Source organism: Streptomyces sp. NPDC092370 (assembly GCF_044755265.1).
GTDB lineage: Bacteria > Actinomycetota > Actinomycetes > Streptomycetales > Streptomycetaceae > Streptomyces.
In genome coordinates this window covers 49624-70002 of the sequence record NZ_JBIVQO010000004.1, presented here as the reverse complement: position 1 = coordinate 70002, position 20379 = coordinate 49624, and the positions used below count along the sequence as shown (strand labels likewise).

Below are 20379 nucleotides of genomic sequence, written 5' to 3'. Positions count from 1 at the left end.
GCCAGCGTAGTTACGCTCAGGCGGTTCGGAACACGCGTGTGCCCACTGTCACGGACAGCGCGGTGAAGCCGACGGCCACCAGGACGCCGTACAGCATGTGCTCCGTGGCGTACGAGCCGACGTACGCGTCCCGGACCGCGTCCACCAGGTAGCGGAACGGTACGAAGTGGGACAGCACGTCCAGCCACTTCGGCCCCAGCGTCATCGGCAGCATCAAGCCGGACAGGAGCATCATCGGCATCGTCATGGCGTTGATCGCCGGGCCGAACTCCTGCGGGGTGCGGACCTTCATCGCCAGCGCGTACGACAGCGCGGCCAGCGACACCGTCAGCAGCGCGACGAACGCGAAGCCGATGAGAACGCCCGCGAGCGGGGCCCGCAGGCCCATCACGAGTGCCGCCAGCACCAGCAGTACCGCCTGGAAGACGAACACGGTCGCGTCCCGCAGGACCCGCCCCAGCAGCAGGGCGAGCCGGCTGACGGGTGTCACCCGCATCCGCTCCACCACTCCCTGACCTTTCTCGATGATGACCGAGAAGCCCGTGAAGGACGCTCCGAACAGTCCGAGTTGAAGCAGCAGCCCGGGCACCAGCACCTGCCACGAGCTGCCCTGCCCGCCCAGCGGCAGATCGGTCAGCAGCGGACCGAAGAACAGCAGGTACAGCAGCGGCATCAGGACACCGAAGAGCAGTGCGAAGCGGGAGCGCACGGACTGACGGAGGTAGCGTCCGTAGACGAGCGCGGTGTCGTGCAACAGCATCGGGACTCCTCTGGCGGCTATACGGCGACGGGGGTCGGATCGGCCTGCGTGGCGTTGCGGCCGGTGATGGCCAGGAACGTGTCCTGGAGCGAGGCGTCCGGCGAGCCGCCGTGGCGCAGCTTCAGGGCGGCCGGGGTGCCCTCGGCGACGACCACGCCGCGGTCGACCACGACCAGCCGGTCGGAGAGGGCGTCGGCCTCGTCGAGGTAGTGCGTGGTCAGGAACACCGTCGTGCCGTACTCGTCGCGCAGCCGCCGCACCAGGTCCCACAGGTCGGCACGGCTGCCCGGGTCGAGACCGGTCGTCGGTTCGTCCAGGAACAGCACCTTGGGGCGGTGGGTGAGCGCCATCGCGATGTCCAGCCGACGCCGCTGCCCGCCGGAGAGCGCGCCGCACCTGCGGTCCAGCAGCCCGGTGAGGTCCAGGTCGCGGGCGAGCTCCCCGGCGCGCTCGGCGGCCTGCGCCCTGGTCAGCCGGTACAGGCGGCCCTGGGTGATCAGTTCCTCCCGCACGCTGATCTGCGGATCGACCCCGCCGGACTGAGCCACGTAGCCGCAGGCCCGCCGCACCCCGGCCGCGTCGGTGGCCAGGTCGCAGCCCGCGACGGTGGCGGCACCGCCGGTCGGCTCCAGCAGGGTCGTCAGCATCCGCAGGGTCGTCGTCTTGCCGGCCCCGTTCGGGCCGAGGAAGCCGAGGATCTCGCCCTCGCGGACGGTCAGGTCGACGCAGCGCACGGCCTCCACGGGGCCGCTCCTGGTCTGGAAGGTACGGGCCAGTCCGGCCGTACTGATGATGGTCATGACTCCAGAAAAACAGAGTCTCTTAAAGTTTGCAATGGCTCCAAATTTTGGGAGGGCCCAGAGAAGTAGGATGCGGGCATGGCTGAGGGGCTCAGGGAGCGGAAGAAGCGCGAGACCAGGCAGCGCATCTCGGACATCGCCACCGGGCTGTTCCTGGAGCGCGGTTTCGTGACGGTGACGATCGCGGACGTGGCGGAGGCGGCCGACGTCTCCGTGAACACCGTCTACAACTACTTCCCAGCCAAGGAGGACCTCTTCTTCGACCGCTCCCGGGGCGTCGTCGACCGGCTCTCCCGCTGGGTGCGCGGCCGGGACGCGAGGGAGTCGGCCGCCCGGGCGGTGCTGCGCGAGCTGCGCGCCGAGATCGAGGCCGTCTCGCCCCGGATGGGCCTCATCGACGGCTATGACCGCTTCATGCGCTGCATCGACGAGGCGCCCCCGCTGCGCTCCCGGCTGTGGAGCATCCAGCAGGAGGTGCAGGACAACCTGGAGGCAACCCTCCGCGAGGAGGTGGGTGCCGATCGCGGTGATCCGATGCCACGGCTGATCGCCGGTCAGATCTGCTGGATCCACGGCACCGTCTTCGTCGCAATCGGCCGCGAGATGGCCAAGGGGCGCAACCCGGACGAAGTGTCACGAGAGATGCTCGTCCTCCTCGACGACATCGAGGAGTTGTTGAGCGAGAAGGTGCTCAACTACGCCGTACGAGGCGTCGTATGACGCACGCCGGTGTGACGTCCGTCATGTGAGACGTGACGCGCATTACTTACTGGTCACACAGCCCTTCACGAGCGCTAGTGTCCGCCCGAGAGGCAGACATAAGCAGCGCGTCAGGGGAGTCGCACAGTGGCACGGAAGCTCGCCGTCATCGGAGCCGGCCTCATGGGATCCGGCATCGCCCAGGTGTCCGCGCAGGCGGGCTGGGAGGTGGTCCTGCGCGACGTCACCGACGAGGCGCTGACGCGGGGCACCGACGGCATCAAGGCGTCGTACGACAAGTTCGTCGCCAAGGGCAAGCTGGAGGCGCACGACGCCGACGCCGCCCTGGCCCGCATCACCGCGACCACCGACCTGGACGCCGCGGCCGACGCGGACGTCGTGGTCGAGGCCGTGTTCGAGAAGCTGGAAGTCAAGCACGAGATCTTCCGTGCGCTCGACAAGATCGTGAAGGACGAGGCGATCCTGGCCTCCAACACCTCCGCCATCCCGATCACCAAGATCGCGGCGGCGACGGAGCGCCCGGAGCGGGTCGTCGGCACGCACTTCTTCTCGCCGGTGCCGATGATGCAGCTGTGTGAACTGGTCCGCGGTTACAAGACCAGTGACGCAACCCTCACCACGGCCCGGGAGTTCGCCGAGTCGGTCGGCAAGACCTGCATCGTCGTCAACCGCGACGTCGCCGGCTTCGTGACGACCCGTCTCATCTGCGCCCTGGTCGTCGAGGCCGCGAAGCTGCAGGAGTCGGGCGTGGCCAGCGCCGAGGACATCGACCTGGCCTGCAAGCTGGGCTTCGGTCACGCGATGGGCCCGCTGGCGACGGCGGATCTGACCGGCGTCGACATCCTGCTGCACGCGACGAACAACATCTACACCGAGTCCCAGGACGAGAAGTTCGCGGCTCCCGAGTCGATGCGCCGGATGGTTGACGCCGGTGACATCGGACGCAAGAGCGGGCAGGGCTTCTACAAGCACTGAAACCGCACATGCCGCGGGGGCGTCACACGCCAGGGTGAATTCCGTATCGGTTCGCTCACAAGAAGCAACCTCTGGCTCCTCCACACAGTCAGAGGTTGCATCACCCACATCAGAACGCGGAGCACGATTCGCACGCACGGGGAGCGCATATGCACATCAGGGGCGACCACGCCGAGCTGGTCGTCGGGGGCCGCCTCGATGTCCGGAGCGCGGCGGACGCCCGTACGGTCCTGCACTCGGCCGTCGACGACGGAGTCGGCGACCTGGTGCTGGACCTGTCCGAACTGGACTCCTGGGACGCCACCGGACTGGGCGTGATCATGGGGGCCCACCGGCGGGCCGGCCGCTGCGGCCGGCGTCTGGTGCTGCGCGGTGTACCGCCGCAGATGCAGCGCCTGCTGGTGGCCACCCGCCTGCACCGGATCCTGGCGATCGAGGGGGGCATCGGGGTGGAGTCGCTTCCCCGTGTGTGACGCCTCGTACGGGTGTGAGCCGGGCGACCGGGGAGACCCGGACGCACGTCGTCGAATCGCGCGACGCGCACAATCCTCATGAGACCGTGACGTTACGGACGGCGCGGTACCCCGGACTGTCGTAGATACTGTGCGAAGGTTTAGGGTTCGGCTGCCCGCTGCCTCGACACCCTTCGAGCGGGACCGGACCAGAAGCGACAGCGCGGTGTGCAGCAAGGCCGGGAGGGGCTTTTCCAAGCACACACACCCTTTTGGGGGGCTTGACCTATGGATCCTGAGAACCGGGGACCCGAGGAGTACGGCCACGACGGCGACGGCCCGGTGCCGCGCCAGCGCCCTCCCAGGGAATCCCTCACACCCGACTTCGCGCACCACGCGCCGGCGCTCGCCCGCACCGTGCAGCTCGTCTCCGGCGACTTCCTGCTGACCGTCAACCCCGTCGACGGCAGCGAGATAGAGGTCTGCCCGCCCGCCGAACGGCCCGCGCGGCCTGTGAAGCTGACCGAGGCCGAGCGCGCCGAGGCCGACCGCGCGGCCCACCCGCCCGTCCCGCCCGGCCCCGCGCGTGCGGCCCTGCCGTTGCTGGCCCGCCAGGACGAACGCGAGCGCCTGGTGCGCCTGCTGGCCCGCGGCCGCTCCACCCGCCTCACCGGCCCGGCCGGCTCCGGTCGCACCCGCCTGCTCGACCTCGTCGCCGAGGACTGCTCCGACCTCGCCCCCGACGGCGTCGTCCGCCTGAACGGCTTCGGCCGCACCGGCGACGACTTGCTGTACGACCTGTTCCACGCGGTGTACAACGCCCCGCTGCACCGCCCGGACCGGGACGACGTACTCACCCACGTCCGTGACATCGGCGCGGTAGTCGTCGTCGACGACCTGGAGTTCGGCGGTGCGGCGCTCGACGAACTGCTGGAGGCGACCCCCGAGTGCGCCTTCCTGCTCGGCGCCACCCCGGACGTGCCCGCTCCCTCCGCGAGCGCCGGCGTCGAGGAGGTCCTCCTCGGCGGGCTGGAGCGGGCGGCCGGGCTCGACCTGCTGGAGCACGCGGTGGGCCGGTCCCTCACCGAGGAAGAGTCCAACTGGGCGGGCGACCTCTGGTTCGAGTCCGAGGGCCTGCCGCTGCGTTTCGTCCAGGCCGGCGCCCTGCTGCGGCAACGTGACCGGTTGCGCGCCGGCACCGGTGCCGTCGACGAGTTCGGTGTCTTCGAGGACGCGCCCCCGGCCGGCACCGCCGAGACCTACGACCTCGGCGACGACGTGCCGCTGCCCGCGCTCGGCGAGGCCGCCGCCCCCGCCCCGCTGCTCGCCTCCCGGCTGAGCGCTTCCGCCCGCGCCACGCTGCGGTTCGCCGTCGCCCTCGGCGGCGAAGTCCCGCACCAGGCGCATCTGCCCGCCCTGGTCGGTGACACCCACGCGGACGCCGCGCTCGGTGAACTGGTCTCCTGCGGCCTGGTCTCCCCGGTCGGCTCCCGCTACCGCCTCGCGGCGGGCGTGTCCGCCCAACTGGAGGCCGCCGGATACGCCGACGAGGCCGAGGCCGGCGCCCGCAGCGCCGCCCAGCACTACTCCTGGTGGGCCGGGCACCCCTCGGTCACCCCGGAACGCGTGTGCGCCGAGGCCGACGCGATCCTCGCCGCCCTGGCCGTCCTCGCGCCGGCCACCCGCCGGCCCGCCGAGGGCGAGGAGAGCGCGGCCGTGCACCTGGCCCGCACCGCCGCCCCCGCGTTCGCCGCCGGACTGCACTGGAGCGCCTGGGAGCGGGTCCTGCGGGCCGGTGCCGAGGCCGCCCGGCTCGCCGGGGACGTCGCCGAGGAGGCCTATTTCCACCACGAGCTCGGCGTCCTCGCCCTGTGCGGGGGGCAGCTCGACCGGGCCCGCGCCGAACTGGAGGCCTCCATCGGCCTGCGCGGCGCCCTCGCCGACAAGCGCGGCACCGTCGCCGGCCGCCGCGCCCTCGCCCTGGTCGCCGACCGCTCGGGCACACCGATCGGGCTCGGCCCGACCGCGGGGGAGGAGGTGCCCGACGCCCGCGGCGAGGAGTCGGCGTCCCCGCCCGGCGGTGTCCCGGCGGCCTTCCCCACGCTCCAGCCGCCGCCCTCGCCGGCCCTGGTCACCCACCGCAGCTCGCCCGCGCCCTCCCGCACGGCCAGCGGCGGCCTCAAGGGCCTGGCCCGGCGCAACCGCGTGGCCGCCGGTGCCGGAGCCCTGCTCGTCGCCGTCCTGGGCACGGTGGTGACGCTCGGCGCCACCTCCGGCAACGAGCAGAACCCGCCGTCCGACCAGGTGGGCGTCAACCCGTCCGCCAGTCAGGACGTCGGTGACGGCAGCCTGGACGCCGATCCGGCGGCGAACGACGACGGCGACACCGGTGCGGTGACCAGCCGTCCGACGGACCCCGGCCCGGACGGCACACCCGGCACGTCGGACGACCCGACGCCGACGGGCGCCCCGAGCGGTTCGCAGGACCCGAGCGGTTCCGCGTCACCGTCGAAGCCGCCGACGTCCTCGAAACCGCCGTCCACATCGAAGCCGCCCGCGACATCGAAGCCGCCCGCGACGTCCAAGCCGCCCGCGACGTCGAAGCCGCCGACGTCCGAGCCGCCGACCTCACAACCGCCGACCTCGGAGCCGCCCACCTCGGAGCCGCCGACGACCAGTCCGTCCACCTCCGACTCGGCCAGCGGCCCGGCGCCGAGCGCTCCCACGAGCAGCACGGCGAGCGCCTCGCAGAGCGCCACGGGGACGCCGAGCGGCTCCGAGACGGTGATCTGACACCCGTACAGACAGCAGGGCCGGGTCCGTTCCACGGACCCGGCCCTGCTCGTCGGCGTAGGGGCTGTCAGAACAGCCGCAGCTTGTCGTCCTCGATGCCCCGCAGCGCGTTGTAGTCGAGGACCTGGCAGCCGATGCCGCGGTCCGTCGCGAGGACGCGCGCCTGCGGTTTGATCTCCTGGGCCGCGAAGACGCCGCGCACCGGGGCGAGATGGGGGTCGCGGTTCAGCAGCTCCAGATAGCGGGTGAGCTGCTCCACGCCGTCGATCTCACCGCGCCGTTTGATCTCCACCGCGACGGTCTTGCCGTCGGCGTCCCGGCACAGGATGTCGACCGGCCCGATGGCCGTCGGGTACTCACGGCGGATGAGCGTGTAGCCCTCGCCGAGTGTCTCGATGCGGTCGGCGAGCAGCTCCTGGAGGTGTGCTTCCACGCCGTCCTTGATCAGGCCGGGATCGACGCCCAGTTCGTGCGAGGAGTCGTGGAGGACTTCTTCCATCGTGATGATGAGCTTCTCGCCCGCCTTGTTGACGACGGTCCAGACGCCTTCTTCCTCGCCGGTGCCCTCCTTCAGGGTGCACGGCGGCGACATCCAGTTCAGGGGCTTGTAGGCCCGGTCGTCGGCATGGATCGAGACGCTGCCGTCCGCCTTCACCAGGATCAGGCGCGGGGCCGAGGGAAGGTGGGCGGTGAGCCGCCCGGCGTAGTCCACGGAGCAGCGGGCAATGACGAGACGCATGGTCGGCAACGCTACTCGACGGGCACCTGTCCACGCGATTCGCCCTGGAAAACACGTGTTCGGTAATGGCCGATTGTGTGCAGGGTGTGCTCACCGGGAGTGTCTCATCTGCGCATTTTCCTGGTGCCGTCACCGTCCGTTGCTTACCGTAGGAACGGGAGGTCGCGGTGCGTGTACGCAGCGTGTCCGGTGTCGCGAAACTCCCCTATCTGTCAGGCAACCCCTGCTCGTTGGGGGTGCGAGAGGAGAACTCATGTCGCTCGACGTCTCACCGGCCCTACTCGAACAGGCCGAGCGAGGCGAGGTCGACGAAGCGGAATTCGTCGACTGCGTCCGGACCTCCCTGCCCTATGCGTGGGAGATGATCAGCTCCCTGGTGGCCCAGCTGAAGGTGGACGGCGGTGCGTTCGCCGACAACCAGACGCCTCCGCCGGACGAGCAGGCACGCGGCCAGCTGCTGCGTGCGCTTGCGAGTGACGCGATACGCGGCGCGCTGCAGCGGCACTTCGGTGTGCGTCTGGCCTTCCAGAACTGCCACCGGGTGGCCGTGTTCCCGCTTGACTCCTCGGTCGACGAGAAGCTGGGTCGTTTCACCTCGGTCCGCAGTCAGGTGCTGAACCAGTCACCTGAGTTCCGGGACTGCTGACGAACCGCGTGCTTGCCGCTCCGTACGCGGGAGGTGCAGTTCTGTACCGGAGCGGCAAGCCCCCAGGAATCCACGGCGCCGTCAGACGAGTTGGGGGAGCACCTCGGCGCCCAGCCGACGCACGTTCTCCTCGGTCGCCGCCAGGTCTCCGGAGCCCTCGACGAGCAGCGCGAAGCGGGAGATGCCCGTCCGCTCGCTGGTCGCCGCAAGCCGGTCCGCGCACAGCCGCGGAGTGCCCACCGGGTGCAGCCCGCAGAGCAGTTCGGTGTACGCCAGCGGGTCACGCATCCGGCGCGTGCGCCCGTCGACCGTGACATGCGCCTCCAGGCCCTGCTTGAGCCAGCCCGGCATGGCCTTCATCAGTGTCTCCGCCGCGTCGACCCGCCGGTCCGCGATCTGACAGACACCGGCCGACACATGGGAGGCGCCGTGGATCTCCTCCGCCGAACGTCCGCTCGCCCGGGCGTGCTGTCGCCACAGCGCGACCATCTCGGCCTTCTCCTCGTCCCCCACATGCATGCCGAGCAGCATCGACAGACCTCGTTCGGCGGCCAGCCGCACGCTCGCCGGCGAGGTGCAGGCGACGACGAGCTCGGGTCCCGGCCCTTCCGCCAGGGCCTGAGACGGCCGTGGCACCACCGGGACCGCACGGAAGCGGAAGCGCTCCCCGTCGGCGGCCACGGAGGACTCGCGCAGCCACCGCACCAGAAGCTCCAGGGATTCCGGGAACCCCTTCTCGTACGCCTCCAGGCCCGCCCCGAACACCTCGAGGTCGATCCACGGGCCGCCGCGCCCGACGCCCAGTGTGAAACGGCCGTCGCTCGTGTGGTGCAGCAGCGCGGCCTGTTCGCCCAGGGCCACGGGGTGGACGGTGGGCAGGACGCTGACCGCCGTGCCGACCCGGATGCGGCGGGTGCGGCCCAGCAGCAAGGCCGCCAGGGTGATGGCCGACGGACACGTGCCGTACGGCACGAAGTGGTGCTCGGCCAGCCAGACCGTGTCGAGCCCGGCCTCCTCGGCCACCTCGGCCGAACGGACCGCCCGGTGCAGCGCCTCCCCTTCGCCCTGACCGGGGAACTGGGCCGCCAACACGAAACTTCCAACGCGCATTGCTTTCCTGCTTCCTTGGCTCCGACACGGAGCTCCCCACAGGGCATAACCGTCGGACACGTGCCGAGGACACGGCCGGGCGGAGTATTTTGCGGATTGTCTGCAGAATGGGGCGCTCCGCCGGGGGCCGGGGGAGAGCAGCCGCAGAAGCCCGCCCTGCCCGTGAGGGACTTGGGGCGTATTGGCGCCGTACGCGTACCGTTCCTGAAGACTGAGCGGGATTGAGCCCTGTTGCCAGGGCTCATGCTCAGCCGCGTGCCCTGAAACGGTGTGGGGCACGCTGGTCGCCCGCTTTCGCCCCGCGTCCGGGCGGCACGACTCGTGATCGGTGTCCGGGAAGGCGGGGGCGGGTTTCCTCACGCCGTCGGGTCTCCGGTGAGGCCTGGGCGGTCCGATGCCCCGCACGATCACTCTGGTCGTGTGGGGGCGGTGCCGTCAGTCGCCTGATCGGATGCCCGAGAGCGCGTCGCCCGATCGCGATGCCTGCCGCATCGTGCCGGGACGCTTGACGGGTGGGCGTCGTCAGCGGCCGCTGCCAGTACTGGGCACCCCACCGGGAGGTGTACGCCGGATCCACCGCGACGACCGCGATGCCCTGCTCGGCAGCCGTCGACACCAGCCGCGGTGGCATCATGAGCCAGACCCTGCCGCGAGCGCACCGCGAGATCCCGGGATGCAAGCCCACCGAGGAACACACCGACCTCGGCCAGCACCGCCGCGTCCGTCTCCGACACCCGCAGCCGGGCTCGGACCGCCACCCCCGAAGGGCCGGGCACCACAAACGGCGCCGCCACCTCCCGCAGCCCGCCCACCCCGCCACCCCCGGCCCGATGTCGAAGATCCGTCACCGCATCCAACGAGCCCCAGCCGCAAAGGTCACGCGTTCGACCTGCAAACTCCCGTTCAGTCAACTCCGCACCCGCCGCCCCGTCGTCACCACCGGCACTCACTCACACGCGCCTGTACACGCTTACGCTCGGTCAAGCGGCAGCCGTACCAACCCCGTGGATCCGCGTAGGCTGGACTCGGCCCCTGCTTCCCGTACAGCCCCGAGAGGTGTCCCGTGTCCCCGCGTCGCAACCGACCCAAGGACGCCGTTTCGTTCGGCCGCAGCGTCGAGGACGACCGCCCAGGCCGCTACGGGGGCTGGCAGTCCTCGGAGAACTGGCAGGGCGAGAACTGGAGCGTGCGGCACGTGGCCGGCGCGAGCGCGCAGGGCAAGTCGTACCGCTGTCCCGGCTGCGACCAGATGATCCCGGACGGGGTGCCGCACGTGGTGGCCTGGTCGGAGCACACGGGCGTCGACGACAGACGGCACTGGCACAAGGCCTGCTGGAACGCGCGGGACCGCCGCACCCCCGGGGTGCGGCGGTCCCGTAACGCGCCGAGGTTCTGAGGGAACTCAGACGTCCCGCTTCTCCAGCAGCGCGAAGGCGCCCGCGAACGCCACGGCCGTGACGCCGAGGATGATCCACAGCGGGTCCCAGCCGGACGGGCCGGAATCGCTGAGGGAGTTGGCGTAGAAGACGCTCAGCTGGTTCGGGATCGAGTACTCGAACAGGGCGTCGCGCACGTCCTGCAGCGACTCCGAGAACATGAACAGCGCGATCACCAGCGGGGCCAGCACGGCACCGATCATGATGGTGATGGCGCCCGCCGAGTGCCGGATGATCGAACCGATGAGCAGCGAGAGCAGGCCCAGCAGCGCGACATAGAGCGCGATGCCGACCGTGCCCTTCAGCCACTCACCACCGGAGGGGGACTTGGCACCGTCGCCCTCCAGCATGGCCACGTGCAGGGAGGCCACGAGCGACGCGGACACGAGCGTCACCACGAAAGCGACCAGGAAGAACACCACTGCCTTCGCCACCAGCACCCGGCCGCGGCTCGGGCACGCGACCATCGTGGTGCGGATCATGCCGGTGCCGTACTCCGAGGCCGTGGTCAGCACGCCCAGCGTGATGATGCACATGCTGCCGAGCAGGAGTCCGAAGAAGCCCAGTCCGAGCGGGCTCTGGCCGTCCAGGGCCGGGTCGGAGTTCGCCACCACCACGCCGGTCAGCAGTCCGATGCCGACGACGAGCAGGACGAACACGCCGAGCGTCCACATCGTGGAGCGCACCGACCTGATCTTCGTCCACTCCGAGGCGATGGCGTTCCCGAGGTGGGTGCGCACGACCGGGATCGGCGAGGTGTAGCCCTGGCCGGAGTGGGGGGCGGAACCGGGCGCCGGCTGCCAGGCGGGCGCGGCCTGCGGCATCTGGGACTGGGGGCTGCTCATCGGGCGTCCTCGGGCTTGGTCAGGTCGGAGGTCGGGGCGGCGGCGGGTCGCGCGGGTGCCGAGGTGGCCGGCGGGGCGGCGGGCACCTGCGGCGCGGACGGGGCCGAGTCCTGCGGCGCGGACGGGGATCCGGTGCCGGCCGCCTGGCCCGCGGCGGCCGGCGCCGCGGGCTGCGGGGCGCCCTGCGGTGCCCCAGACGCCTCAGGCGTGGGCTGGGCGTACGGGTTGGGTGTTCCCACACCGGGGACGCTCGGGGCGCCCTCCGGGGCGCCGTACGGGCCCGCCGGGGCCTGGCCCGGTGCACCCTGCGGCGGAGCGAACGGCCGGCCGCCCTGCTGGGGCGGCGGCGGGGCGTACCAGCCCGCCTGACCCTGCCCGGGCACCGGCATCGGCGGCTGCGCGCCGGGCGGCAGCGGCTGCTGGAGCCCTTCCTTCTGGTCGGTCGTCGAGCGGTAGTCGACGGCGCCCTGCGTCATCCGCATGTACGCCTCCTCCAGGGAGGCCTGGTGCGGCGACAGCTCCCACAGCCGTACGCCGTGGTCGTGCGCGATGTCGCTGATGCGCGACAGGGCCAGCCCCGTCACGCGCAGAGCGCCGTCCTGCTCGGGCAGCACGTGCCCGCCCGACTCGGTCAGCGCGGCCGACAGCTTCTCGCGCGCTTGCGGCTCGGTGTCGGGGGTGCGCACCCGCGCGAAGTCCGCCGAGTTCGCCGAGATGAAGGCGGTCACGCTCATGTCCGCGAGCAGCTGACCGCGCCCGATGACGATGAGGTGGTCGGCGGTCAGCGCCATCTCGCTCATCAGGTGGGAGGAGACGAAGACCGTGCGCCCCTCCGCCGCCAGTGCCTTCATCAGATTGCGCACCCAGTGGATGCCCTCGGGGTCGAGGCCGTTGACCGGCTCGTCGAACAGCAGCACCTGCGGGTCGCCGAGCAGCGCCGCGGCGATGCCGAGCCGCTGCCCCATGCCGAGGGAGAAGCCCTTGGACCGCCTCTTGGCCACGTCCTGCAGACCGACGACCCCGAGCACCTCGTCCACCCGCCGGGCCGGGATGCCCGACAGCTGGGCCAGGGACAGCAGATGGTTGCGGGCGGACCGGCCGCCGTGCACCGCCTTGGCGTCCAGCAGCGCGCCCACCTGGCGGGCGGCGTTGGGCAGCCTGCGGTACGGGTGGCCGCCGATCGTCACATGTCCGGCCGTCGGGTTGTCCAGACCGAGGATCATCCGCATCGTCGTCGACTTGCCCGAGCCGTTCGGCCCGAGGAAGCCGGTGACGGCTCCGGGCCGCACCTGGAAGGAAAGGTTGTACACAGCGGTCTTGTCGCCGTAGCGCTTCGTCAGGCCGACTGCTTCGATCATGCTCCGCACCCATCGCAAGGTTCAGGACAGCGGGGCACACGCCCCCGTAAGGGTTAGGAGGATATCGAGGCGCTGACGGTTCCACCCAAGAGGAGGTAAAGGGCCGGGGGGGCGAGCCTGTCCCCTCTAGGCGTCCCGCTTCTTCAGCAGGACGTAACCGCCGATCAGCGCCGCGAGCACCCACAGCCCCATGATCCCGAGGCCTCCCCAGGGCCCGTACGGGGTGTCGTCGTCGATCGGCGTGACCACCTGCATGATCTTGCTGCCGGCCTGGTCCGGCAGGAATCGGCCGACCTTCTTCGTCGCGTCGACGTTGCCCAGGATGTTGGAGATCAGGAAGAAGAACGGCATCAGGATGCCCAGTGACAGCATCGGCGAGCGCAGCATCGCGGCGACACCCATGGAGAACATCGCGATCAGCGCCATGTAGAGGCCGCCGCCGATCACGGCCCGCAGCACCCCCGGGTCGCCGATCTCCGCCCGGTGCGAGCCCAGCATCGCCTGCCCCAGGAAGAAGGCGGCGAAGCTGGTGACGAGGCCCACCAGCAGGGCGAGCGCCGACGCGACCGCGATCTTGCTGAACAGGAAGGAGCCGCGCTGCGGCACCGCGGCCAGCGAGGTGCGGATCATGCCGGTGCTGTACTCGTTCGACACGACCAGCACACCGAAGACGATCATCGCCAGCTGGCCGAGACTCATCCCCGCGAAACTGATGAACGTCGGGTCGAACTCCGCCCGGTCCTGCGCGTTCATGGAGTCGAACTCGCTCTTCGACAGGGCCGAGATGAGCATGCCGAGGGCGACCGTCACGACCACCACCAGCGAGAGTGTCCACACCGTGGACGCCACCGACCGGATCTTGGTCCACTCCGACCGTACGACCTGTGTCACCGCCATGCTCAGCCCCTCTTCCAGCCGTCGCCCCACTGCTGCCGCGGAGGCTCGGAACTCGCCATGCCGGTTTCGCTGTGTGCGTGATACTCCACCGACCCCGCCGTCAGCTGCATGAACGCCTCCTCCAGGGAAGCCTGTTGCGAGCTCAGCTCGTGCAGCGTGATCCGGTGCTGCGCTGCCACCTCACCGATCTGCTCCGCCTTGCCGCCGTCCACCTCCAGCACTCCCTCGCCGCTCTCCACGGCCACGATCCCCGCCTGGTGCAGCACGTCGAGCAGCCGCTCCCGCTGCGGACTGCGGACCCGGACGTACGACCGCGAGTTGCGGTCGATGAAGTCCGCCATGGAGGTGTCCGCGAGCAGCCGGCCCTGCCCGATGACGACGAGGTGCTCGGCCGTCAGCGCCATCTCGCTCATCAGGTGGGAGGAGACGAACACGGTCCGGCCCTGTGCGGCGAGCGACTTCATCAGGGTGCGGATCCAGTGGATGCCCTCGGGGTCGAGGCCGTTGACCGGCTCGTCGAACATCAGGATCCGCGGGTCGCCGAGCAGCGCGGCCGCGATGCCGAGCCGCTGCCCCATGCCCATCGAGAAGCCCTTGGTCTTCTTCCTGGCGACCGCCGTCAGCCCGACGGTCTCCAGCACGTCTCGCACACGGCTGCTCGGAATGCCGTTGCTCTGCGCGAGGCACAGCAGATGGTTGTAGGCGGTGCGCCCGCCGTGCCAGGCCTTGGCCTCCAGCAGGGCGCCGATGTAGGTCAGGGGGTCCTTGAGCTGGTGGTAGTGCTTGCCGTCGATACGGACGTCGCCGGCGGTCGGGTGGTCGAGACCGAGGACCATCCGCATGGTCGTGGACTTGCCCGCGCCGTTGGGCCCGAGGAAGCCGGTGACGATGCCCGGTCTCACGGTGAAGGACAGGTTGTTGACCGCCACCTTCTCGCCGTACCGCTTGGTCAGCCCCTCCAGCTCAATCATGCCGCCACGCTAGAACGTGGCAAAGCCCTCTGCCACCCGAGCGGCAGAGGGCTTTACGGAGGTTCAGACTCCGTATGCCGGGCTGTTACCGGGACTGCTGCGCCGGGACCCCGCGGGAGATCGGCTCGTCCTCGGCCGGCGTGCCGGCGGCGGCCACCGCGGCGCCCGTGAGCGTCGCGAGCATCTCGCGGACGTTCGTCAGCTGGGCGTTGATGCTGTCGCGGCGGTTGGTGAGGGCGGCCAGCTCGCGCTCGGATTCCGAACGGATGCGGTCGGCCTTGGCGTTGGCGTCGGCCACGATGTCCTCGGCCTGGCGCTGGGCCGTCTCCACCGTCTGGCGGGCGCGGCGCTCGGCGTCCGTGCGGAGCTTCTCGGCCTCCAGACGCAGCTGCTCGGCGCGGTGCTCGATCTCGGCGAGGCGCTTCTCGGCCTTGGCCTGACGGGAGGCCAGGTCGCGCTCGGACTGCTCGCGGCGCTTGGCCAGGTTCGTCTCGAAGTCGGCGGCGGCCTGGGCGGCCTTCGCGCGGGTCTCCTCGAAGAGGGCGTCCGCCTCCTCACGCTTGGACTGCGCGTCCTTCTGCGCCTCGGAACGCAGCTGGGCGGCGTCACTCTTGGCCTTCTCGACGATCCGCAGGCCCTCGTCCTCGGCCTTCGCCTTGCGCTCCGCGGAGTACGACTCGGCGTCGTTGCGCACCTGCTGGGCCGCCGACTCGGCGAGCTCGCGGTGCTGCTCGGCGGCGCGGCGGGCCTCCTCGCGCAGGTCCTTCGCCTCCTCCTCGGCGAGGCGGAGAATCTTCTCCACGCGCGCACCGAGACCCGCGTACGACGGCTCGGCGTCGGTGATCTGGGCCTGGGCGTTCTGCGTCTCGAGGTGGAGCTCTTCGATGCGCTTTTCCAGAGCGGTGATGCGGGCGAGAGCGCTGTCACGGTCGGAGACGAGCTTGGAGATACGTTCGTCCACCTGAGCGCGGTCGTATCCACGCCGCACAAGCTCGAAGCCGTAGGGGGAAGTGTCGCTCATGGGGTTCCTGTCGAATGAGACCGGTGAGGTGATAGGTGGAATCCTAGGGGCCGAAACGGTGTGTCATCGAGCGGATGCGCGTTTGATCTGGAAAATGACACCCCTTTTGAGTGGCTAACCCCCGGACCGCTTGCCAAAGACTTGGTCAAAGGCCCCAGCACACACCGGATTCGCCCCATTTGGCTAGCTATCCGAGGACTTGCCACCCGAACGGGGTGCGCCGACCGTGGCGCCGGCCTTGACTCCGTTGTCCTTGCCCGAAGAGGGGGCCTCGAAGGATTCCAACGCCTCCAGGACGTCCTGGACACGGGAGATCTCGGCGTTGATGTCCTCGCGACGGCGGACCAGGACCTCCAGCTCGCGCTTGCCCTCCTCGACCGTGCGCTTGGCCTCGCGGATCGCCTCGGCCTTGAGCTCCTCGGCCTCCCGGACCAGCGTGGACTTCTTCTGCTCGGCCTCCTTGAGCAGCCCCTCCGCCTTCTTCACCGCGGCGATACGGACCTTGCCCGCCTCGGAGTTGGCCTCCGAGACGATCTCCTTGGCCTTGGCCTGCGCCTTCGCCAGCTGCTCCTCGGCCGCCTTGACGAGCGCGTCGCACCGGTCGCCCGCCGACTTCATCGTCTCGGCCGACTCGCGACGGGCCCGCTCGTGCAGATCCTCGATCTCGGAAGTGATGCGGTCGCGCAGCTCCTCGGCGCGCTCCCTTATCTGCGTGGCGTCCCGGCGCGCGCCGACCAGCAGCTCGTCCGCGTCCGTACGGGCCTTCTCCACCAGCAGGTTGCCCTCGACCGTCGCCTCGGACAACAGCCGGTCGGCCTCGGTGCGGGCCGCGCCCACCATCGTGTCGGCCTGCGACTCGGCATCCGCGGTGGTCTTGCGCGCCTGCTGCTGTGCCTCGGTCAGCAGCTTGTCCGCCTCGGCCGTGGTCTCCGTGATGAGCTTGTCGACCTGCTCGGCCGCCTCGGAACGCCGCTTGTTGGCGTCCTTGCGGGCCGCGTCCAGCGTGCGGTCGGCCTCCTCGCGCGCCGTGCTGACCAGCCGCTCCGCCTCGGCCTGCGCGTCCGACTTGACGCGCTGGGCCTCGTTGCGGATCCGTTCCGCGTGCTGCTGCGCCGAACCGACCGTCTCGGCGGCCTCGGCCCGCAGCCGCTCCGCCTCGCCGGTGGCCTCCCCGACCAGCTGCTCGGCCTTGGCGACCGACTCCGCCCGCACCCGCTCGGCCTCGGTGGCCGCCTCGGAGCGGACGCGCTCGGCCTCGGAGATCGCCTCCGTCCGGACCCGCTCGGCCTCGGTGACCGTGTCCATCCGGAGCCGGTCCGTCTCCTGGATCGTCTCCGTCGTGAGCCGCTCCGCCTCGTTGCGCGCCTCGGTGATGAGGGTGTCCGCCTGCGTCGCCGCGTCCGACCGGATGCGGTTGGCGTCCTCCCGGGCGTCCGCCCTGGTGCGCGAGGCGCTCTGCTCGGCCTCTGCGATCGCGTCCGACGCCTCCGTGCGCACCCGCTGGGCGTGCTCGGCGACGTCCGTGCGGATCCGCTCCGCCTCCGCGATCGCCTCGGACATCGTCCGCTCGGCGAGCGCCTTGGCGGCCTCGGACTCCTCGTGCGCCGCGCGCCGCAGCCGGCCCGCGTCCTCGCTCGCCCGCTCCCGCTCGGCGTAGGCGTCGGAGCGGACCCGGTCCGCCTCCTCCTGGGCCTCCCGGCGTGTCCGGTCCGCCGCGTGCTCGGCGGCGGAGCGCAGCCCGGTGATCTCCTCCTGGGCCTGCTCGTGCAGCCCCGCGACGGAGTCCCGGACCTGCTGGGCGTGCTGCTCGGCCGCCGACACCATCTCCGTGGCGCGACGGTCGGCCTCCTCGACCAGCCGTACGGCCTCGGACTGGGCGTCCTCCACGCGCTTGCGCGCCGAGGCCAGCAGCTCCTCGCTCTGCTCGCGGGCCCGCTCACGCTCCTGGTCGGCCTCCTGCCGGGCGCTGCCGAGGAGTTCCTCGGCCTCGCGGCGGCGCCGGTTGGCCTCCTCCTGGGCGGCGGCCAGCGTCTCGGACGCCTCCGCGGCGAGCCGCTCGGCGGCCGACTGCGCCTCCGCGCGCATGCGGTCGGCGCTCTCCTGCGCCTCCGACTTCAGCCGCTCGGCCTCGTTCGCCGCCTCCGAGCGCAACCGTACGGCGACGGCCTCGCCCTCGGCACGCGCCGCGGACGCGTCCGACACGGCCTCGTCGCGCAGCCGCTCGGCCTCCGCCTCGGCCTGCTGCCGGAGCGTACGGATCCGCTCGGCGGCCTCGGCCCGCAGCCGCTCGTTCTCCTCGGCGGCCTCGCGGCGGATCCGCGCGGCCTCCTCACGGGCGTCCGACAGCGCCTGCTCTGCGGCCGTCAGCCGCTCCTCGGCCTCCGCCTGGAGCCGCGTCAGCTCCTCGGCGGCCTCGGCACGACGGGCCTCTACGGCCCGCTCGGTCTCCTCGCGCAGCTCCCGCGCCGCCCGCTCGGCGTCCTGCTTGAGCGCCTCGGCCTGCTCGACGACCTCCTCGCGGTGCCGCTCGGCCTCCTGCCGGGTGCGCTGGAGCGTCTCCTCCGCCTGCCGGCGCAGCGTCGTCGCCCGCTCGATGGCCTCGGTGCGGACCTTCTCGCTGTCCGCCTGGGCCGTCGTGCGCAGCTCGTCCGCGTCCGCCTTGGCCTTGGCGAGCAGCTCCTCGGCGGACTTCGCCGCCTCCTCGATCTGCGCCACGGCCTCCTTGCGGGCCTCGGCGCGGATCTTCTCGCCCTCTTCGACCGCGTCCGCCCGCAGCTGCTCGGCCTCGCCGCGCAGTCGGCGGGCCTCCTCCTGCAGCTCGACCGTCTTGGCGCGGTACTCCTTGGTGTCGTCCTTCGCCGCGCCCTTGAGCTGCTCGGCGATGTCGTGCGCCTCGGCCCGCAGCCGGTCCGCCTCCGCCTCGGCCTCCGAGCGGATCCGCTCGGCCTCCTCGGCCGCGGCCTTCGTGGTCTTCTTGGCGTCCTCCGACGCCTTGTTGAGGACCTCCTCGGCGGTCCTGGCCGCCTTCGACAGCTGGGTCGCGGTCTCCTCGGCGGTGAGCGTGCGGGCCTTCTCGGCGGCCTCCGCGACGATCTTCTCGGCCTCGGCGCGAGCGTCGGCGACCAGCTGCTCGGCCTCGGACTTGGTGTTCTCGGCCTCCTTGGTGGCCTCCTCGACGAGCCGGGCGACCTGCTCCTTGGCGGTGCGCGTACGGGTCTCGTTCGCGGACTCGGCGCTCGCCAGGGCCTTGGCGGCGGTCTCCTTGGCCTCCGAGAGCAGCTTTTCCGACTCCGTCTGCGCCTTGCGCAGCGCCTCCTCGGCCTCGGCCATCCGCTGTTCGGCGGCCCGGCTCAGCTCCTGGGCCTCGCGGCGCGCCGACTCCGACTCCGAGACGGTGGACGTACGCAGCTGCTCGGCGTGGTCGGTGGCCTCCTGGGCCTGTGTGGAGGCGGCGTTGAGCAGGCGCTCGGCGTCCGTGCGGGCGCGGCGCAGGATCTGCTCGGCCTCGGCGCGGGCCTCCTCGGCCGCGTTCGTCAGCCGCTGCCGTGCCTCGGTCGCCAGCCGCTCGGCCTCCGCACGGGCGGTGGCCAGGGCCTGCTCGGCCTCGGCCCGGGACTCCTCCAGCAGCCGGCGGGCCTGTTGCTCGGTACGGGCCCGCAGCTGCTCGGCCCACGCCACGTTCTCGTTGACGTGCGACTCGACCGTCTGGCGGCGCTCGGACAGCTCCTGGTCCAGCTGCTGGCGGCGGGTCACCGCCTCCTGGTGCAGCTCGGCCTGGAGCCGGGCCGCCTGCTCGGCGTGCTCCTGGAGGATCCGCTGGGTCTGCGCCCGGGCCTCGCTCAGCTCGCGGTCGGCGTCCGCGCGGATCTGGTCGGCCTGCATCTGCGCGTTGCGCAGCAACTGCTCGGCCTGCCAGCCGATGTCGCCCCCCTCGAAGGAGGGCCGGGACATGATGGTGCGCCGCGCCTCGTGCAGCTTGGCGCGCAGCACCTCGACCTGGTAGCCGAGGTCCTCGGCGTGCTGGATCGCCTTTTCCCGTTCGGTCTTCAGCCGCTTCATCTCGGCTTCGAACCGAGAGAGGTGGTCGACGTCAGCCGCCGGCTCTCGCTCCTGGCTCTCGTAGCCCCGCACTGCGCGGTCCCATCCGTCCCCTGGTCGCAACTCTCTCCAAACGAGCTCCGTCCATCCGCCGGACGGGGCCCCCGGGGAATGGTGTCAGATCATCGGCGGAGCGCAGGCTGCTGCCCCGACGCTCGTCCCCCGAAACCCGGACCCCGGTGGTCCTGCCGTCGCACGGCGGGACCGCGGTCGCCCTGGATTGAGCGGCGACCGCCCCCAACCCTACCGGCCCCTCTGTACGAGGGTCAGTGCTCAGGTGACTCAACGGGCGCCGAAGTGACCAGTTCTGTCAGTACGCCATGACAGTCCTTGGGGTGCAGGAAGGTGATCCGTGACCCCATGGAACCGCGTCGCGGCTCTTCGTACAGCACGCGTACGCCCTTGCCCTTGATCTCGTCGGCGTCCCCGTCGACATCCGCCGTACCGAAAGCGATGTGGTGGACGCCCTCCCCGTTCTTCGCCAGCCACTTCGCGACGGTGGAGTCCTCGCGGGTCGGCTCCAGGAGCTGCAGGTACGAGGCGCCGCCGTCGGACGTATCGTTGATCTTGAGCATGGCCTCGCGCACGCCCTGCTCCTCGTTGACCTCGGAGTGGAACACCTCGAAGCCGTAGGTGGCACGGTAGAACTCGACGGTCTTGTCGAGGTCGAAACAGGCGATTCCGATGTGGTCGATTCGCGTCAGCATGGATTCAGTGCAGCGCTCCGGAGGTGGTTACGCAACGTGCGCGCGATCACA

At 71.2% G+C, this 20379-nt stretch carries 17 protein-coding genes and 1 pseudogene; 6 read left to right on the top strand and 12 right to left on the bottom strand.

What is annotated here, in order from left to right; genetic code table 11:
- Positions 1-16: 16 nt before the first annotated feature.
- Positions 17-760 carry an ABC transporter permease gene (locus ACIQHQ_RS14300; RefSeq protein ID WP_402612236.1) on the bottom strand — a complete coding sequence of 248 codons (744 nt, stop codon included), beginning with the start codon at positions 758-760 and terminating at the stop codon, positions 17-19.
- A gap of 17 nt (positions 761-777) precedes the next feature.
- Positions 778-1560: an ABC transporter ATP-binding protein gene (locus ACIQHQ_RS14295; protein ID WP_402612235.1), complete on the bottom strand. Its 783-nt coding sequence runs from the start codon at positions 1558-1560 to the stop codon at positions 778-780.
- Between the two features lie 78 nt (positions 1561-1638).
- Between ACIQHQ_RS14295 and ACIQHQ_RS14290 the strand changes: the two genes are divergently transcribed.
- From ACIQHQ_RS14290 to ACIQHQ_RS14275, 4 genes are all read left to right on the top strand, one after another.
- Entirely contained in the window at positions 1639-2280 is a 642-nt protein-coding gene (locus ACIQHQ_RS14290; protein ID WP_402612234.1) for a TetR/AcrR family transcriptional regulator, read from the top strand.
- A gap of 126 nt (positions 2281-2406) precedes the next feature.
- On the top strand, positions 2407-3255 hold the full coding sequence (locus ACIQHQ_RS14285; RefSeq protein ID WP_402612233.1) for a 3-hydroxyacyl-CoA dehydrogenase family protein: 849 nt from the start codon (positions 2407-2409) through the stop codon (positions 3253-3255).
- Between the two features lie 149 nt (positions 3256-3404).
- Positions 3405-3728 carry an STAS domain-containing protein gene (locus ACIQHQ_RS14280; RefSeq protein WP_186284954.1) on the top strand — a complete coding sequence of 108 codons (324 nt, stop codon included), beginning with the start codon at positions 3405-3407 and terminating at the stop codon, positions 3726-3728.
- A 267-nt stretch (positions 3729-3995) separates the two neighbouring features.
- The gene (locus tag ACIQHQ_RS14275; protein ID WP_402612232.1) at positions 3996-6500 is read left to right on the top strand and encodes an ATP-binding protein; all 2505 of its coding nucleotides are present in this window, start codon (positions 3996-3998) and stop codon (positions 6498-6500) included.
- Between the two features lie 67 nt (positions 6501-6567).
- Here ACIQHQ_RS14275 and nucS read toward each other — a convergent pair whose 3' ends face one another.
- The gene (gene nucS, locus ACIQHQ_RS14270) at positions 6568-7239 is read right to left on the bottom strand and encodes an endonuclease NucS (protein WP_031140730.1); all 672 of its coding nucleotides are present in this window, start codon (positions 7237-7239) and stop codon (positions 6568-6570) included.
- Between the two features lie 253 nt (positions 7240-7492).
- On the opposite strand from nucS, the gene ACIQHQ_RS14265 reads away from it, so the two are divergent.
- Positions 7493-7885, top strand: a complete 393-nt coding sequence (locus ACIQHQ_RS14265; RefSeq protein ID WP_030246492.1) for an SCO5389 family protein — start codon at positions 7493-7495, stop codon at positions 7883-7885.
- 81 nt (positions 7886-7966) lie between these two features.
- On the opposite strand, the gene ACIQHQ_RS14260 is transcribed toward ACIQHQ_RS14265, so the two are convergent.
- Together ACIQHQ_RS14260 and ACIQHQ_RS14255 are read right to left on the bottom strand one after the other, a co-directional pair.
- Positions 7967-8995, bottom strand: a complete 1029-nt coding sequence (locus tag ACIQHQ_RS14260) for an LLM class flavin-dependent oxidoreductase (protein WP_402612671.1) — start codon at positions 8993-8995, stop codon at positions 7967-7969.
- Positions 8996-9202: 207 nt separating this feature from the next.
- Positions 9203-9617: pseudogene (locus tag ACIQHQ_RS14255) on the bottom strand (IS200/IS605 family accessory protein TnpB-related protein); the annotation flags it as partial.
- Between the two features lie 441 nt (positions 9618-10058).
- Here ACIQHQ_RS14255 and ACIQHQ_RS14250 point away from each other — a divergent pair.
- Entirely contained in the window at positions 10059-10391 is a 333-nt protein-coding gene (locus tag ACIQHQ_RS14250) for an ATP/GTP-binding protein (protein WP_402612231.1), read from the top strand.
- Between the two features lie 6 nt (positions 10392-10397).
- On the opposite strand, the gene ACIQHQ_RS14245 is transcribed toward ACIQHQ_RS14250, so the two are convergent.
- The 7 genes from ACIQHQ_RS14245 to mce form a co-directional block, all read right to left on the bottom strand.
- Positions 10398-11276, bottom strand: a complete 879-nt coding sequence (locus ACIQHQ_RS14245; protein ID WP_402612229.1) for an ABC transporter permease subunit — start codon at positions 11274-11276, stop codon at positions 10398-10400.
- Positions 11273-12634 carry an ABC transporter ATP-binding protein gene (locus ACIQHQ_RS14240; protein WP_402612228.1) on the bottom strand — a complete coding sequence of 454 codons (1362 nt, stop codon included), beginning with the start codon at positions 12632-12634 and terminating at the stop codon, positions 11273-11275. The genes ACIQHQ_RS14245 and ACIQHQ_RS14240 overlap by 4 nt, the downstream gene beginning before the upstream one ends.
- Positions 12635-12760: 126 nt before the next feature.
- Positions 12761-13531 (bottom strand): ABC transporter permease, encoded by a 771-nt coding sequence (locus ACIQHQ_RS14235; RefSeq protein ID WP_402612227.1) that lies wholly within the window; start codon positions 13529-13531, stop codon positions 12761-12763.
- A 2-nt stretch (positions 13532-13533) separates the two neighbouring features.
- Positions 13534-14502, bottom strand: coding sequence for an ATP-binding cassette domain-containing protein (locus ACIQHQ_RS14230; protein ID WP_402612226.1), 969 nt, complete (start codon positions 14500-14502; stop codon positions 13534-13536).
- Positions 14503-14587: 85 nt separating this feature from the next.
- On the bottom strand, positions 14588-15523 hold the full coding sequence (locus tag ACIQHQ_RS14225) for a cellulose-binding protein (protein ID WP_184850054.1): 936 nt from the start codon (positions 15521-15523) through the stop codon (positions 14588-14590).
- Between the two features lie 183 nt (positions 15524-15706).
- A complete protein-coding gene (gene scy / locus ACIQHQ_RS14220; protein ID WP_402612225.1) occupies positions 15707-19654 on the bottom strand; it encodes a polarized growth protein Scy in 3948 nt (1315 codons plus the stop codon).
- Positions 19655-19887: 233 nt separating this feature from the next.
- Positions 19888-20328, bottom strand: a complete 441-nt coding sequence (mce, locus tag ACIQHQ_RS14215; protein WP_102911843.1) for a methylmalonyl-CoA epimerase — start codon at positions 20326-20328, stop codon at positions 19888-19890.
- Between the last annotated feature and the right edge of the window lie 51 nt (positions 20329-20379).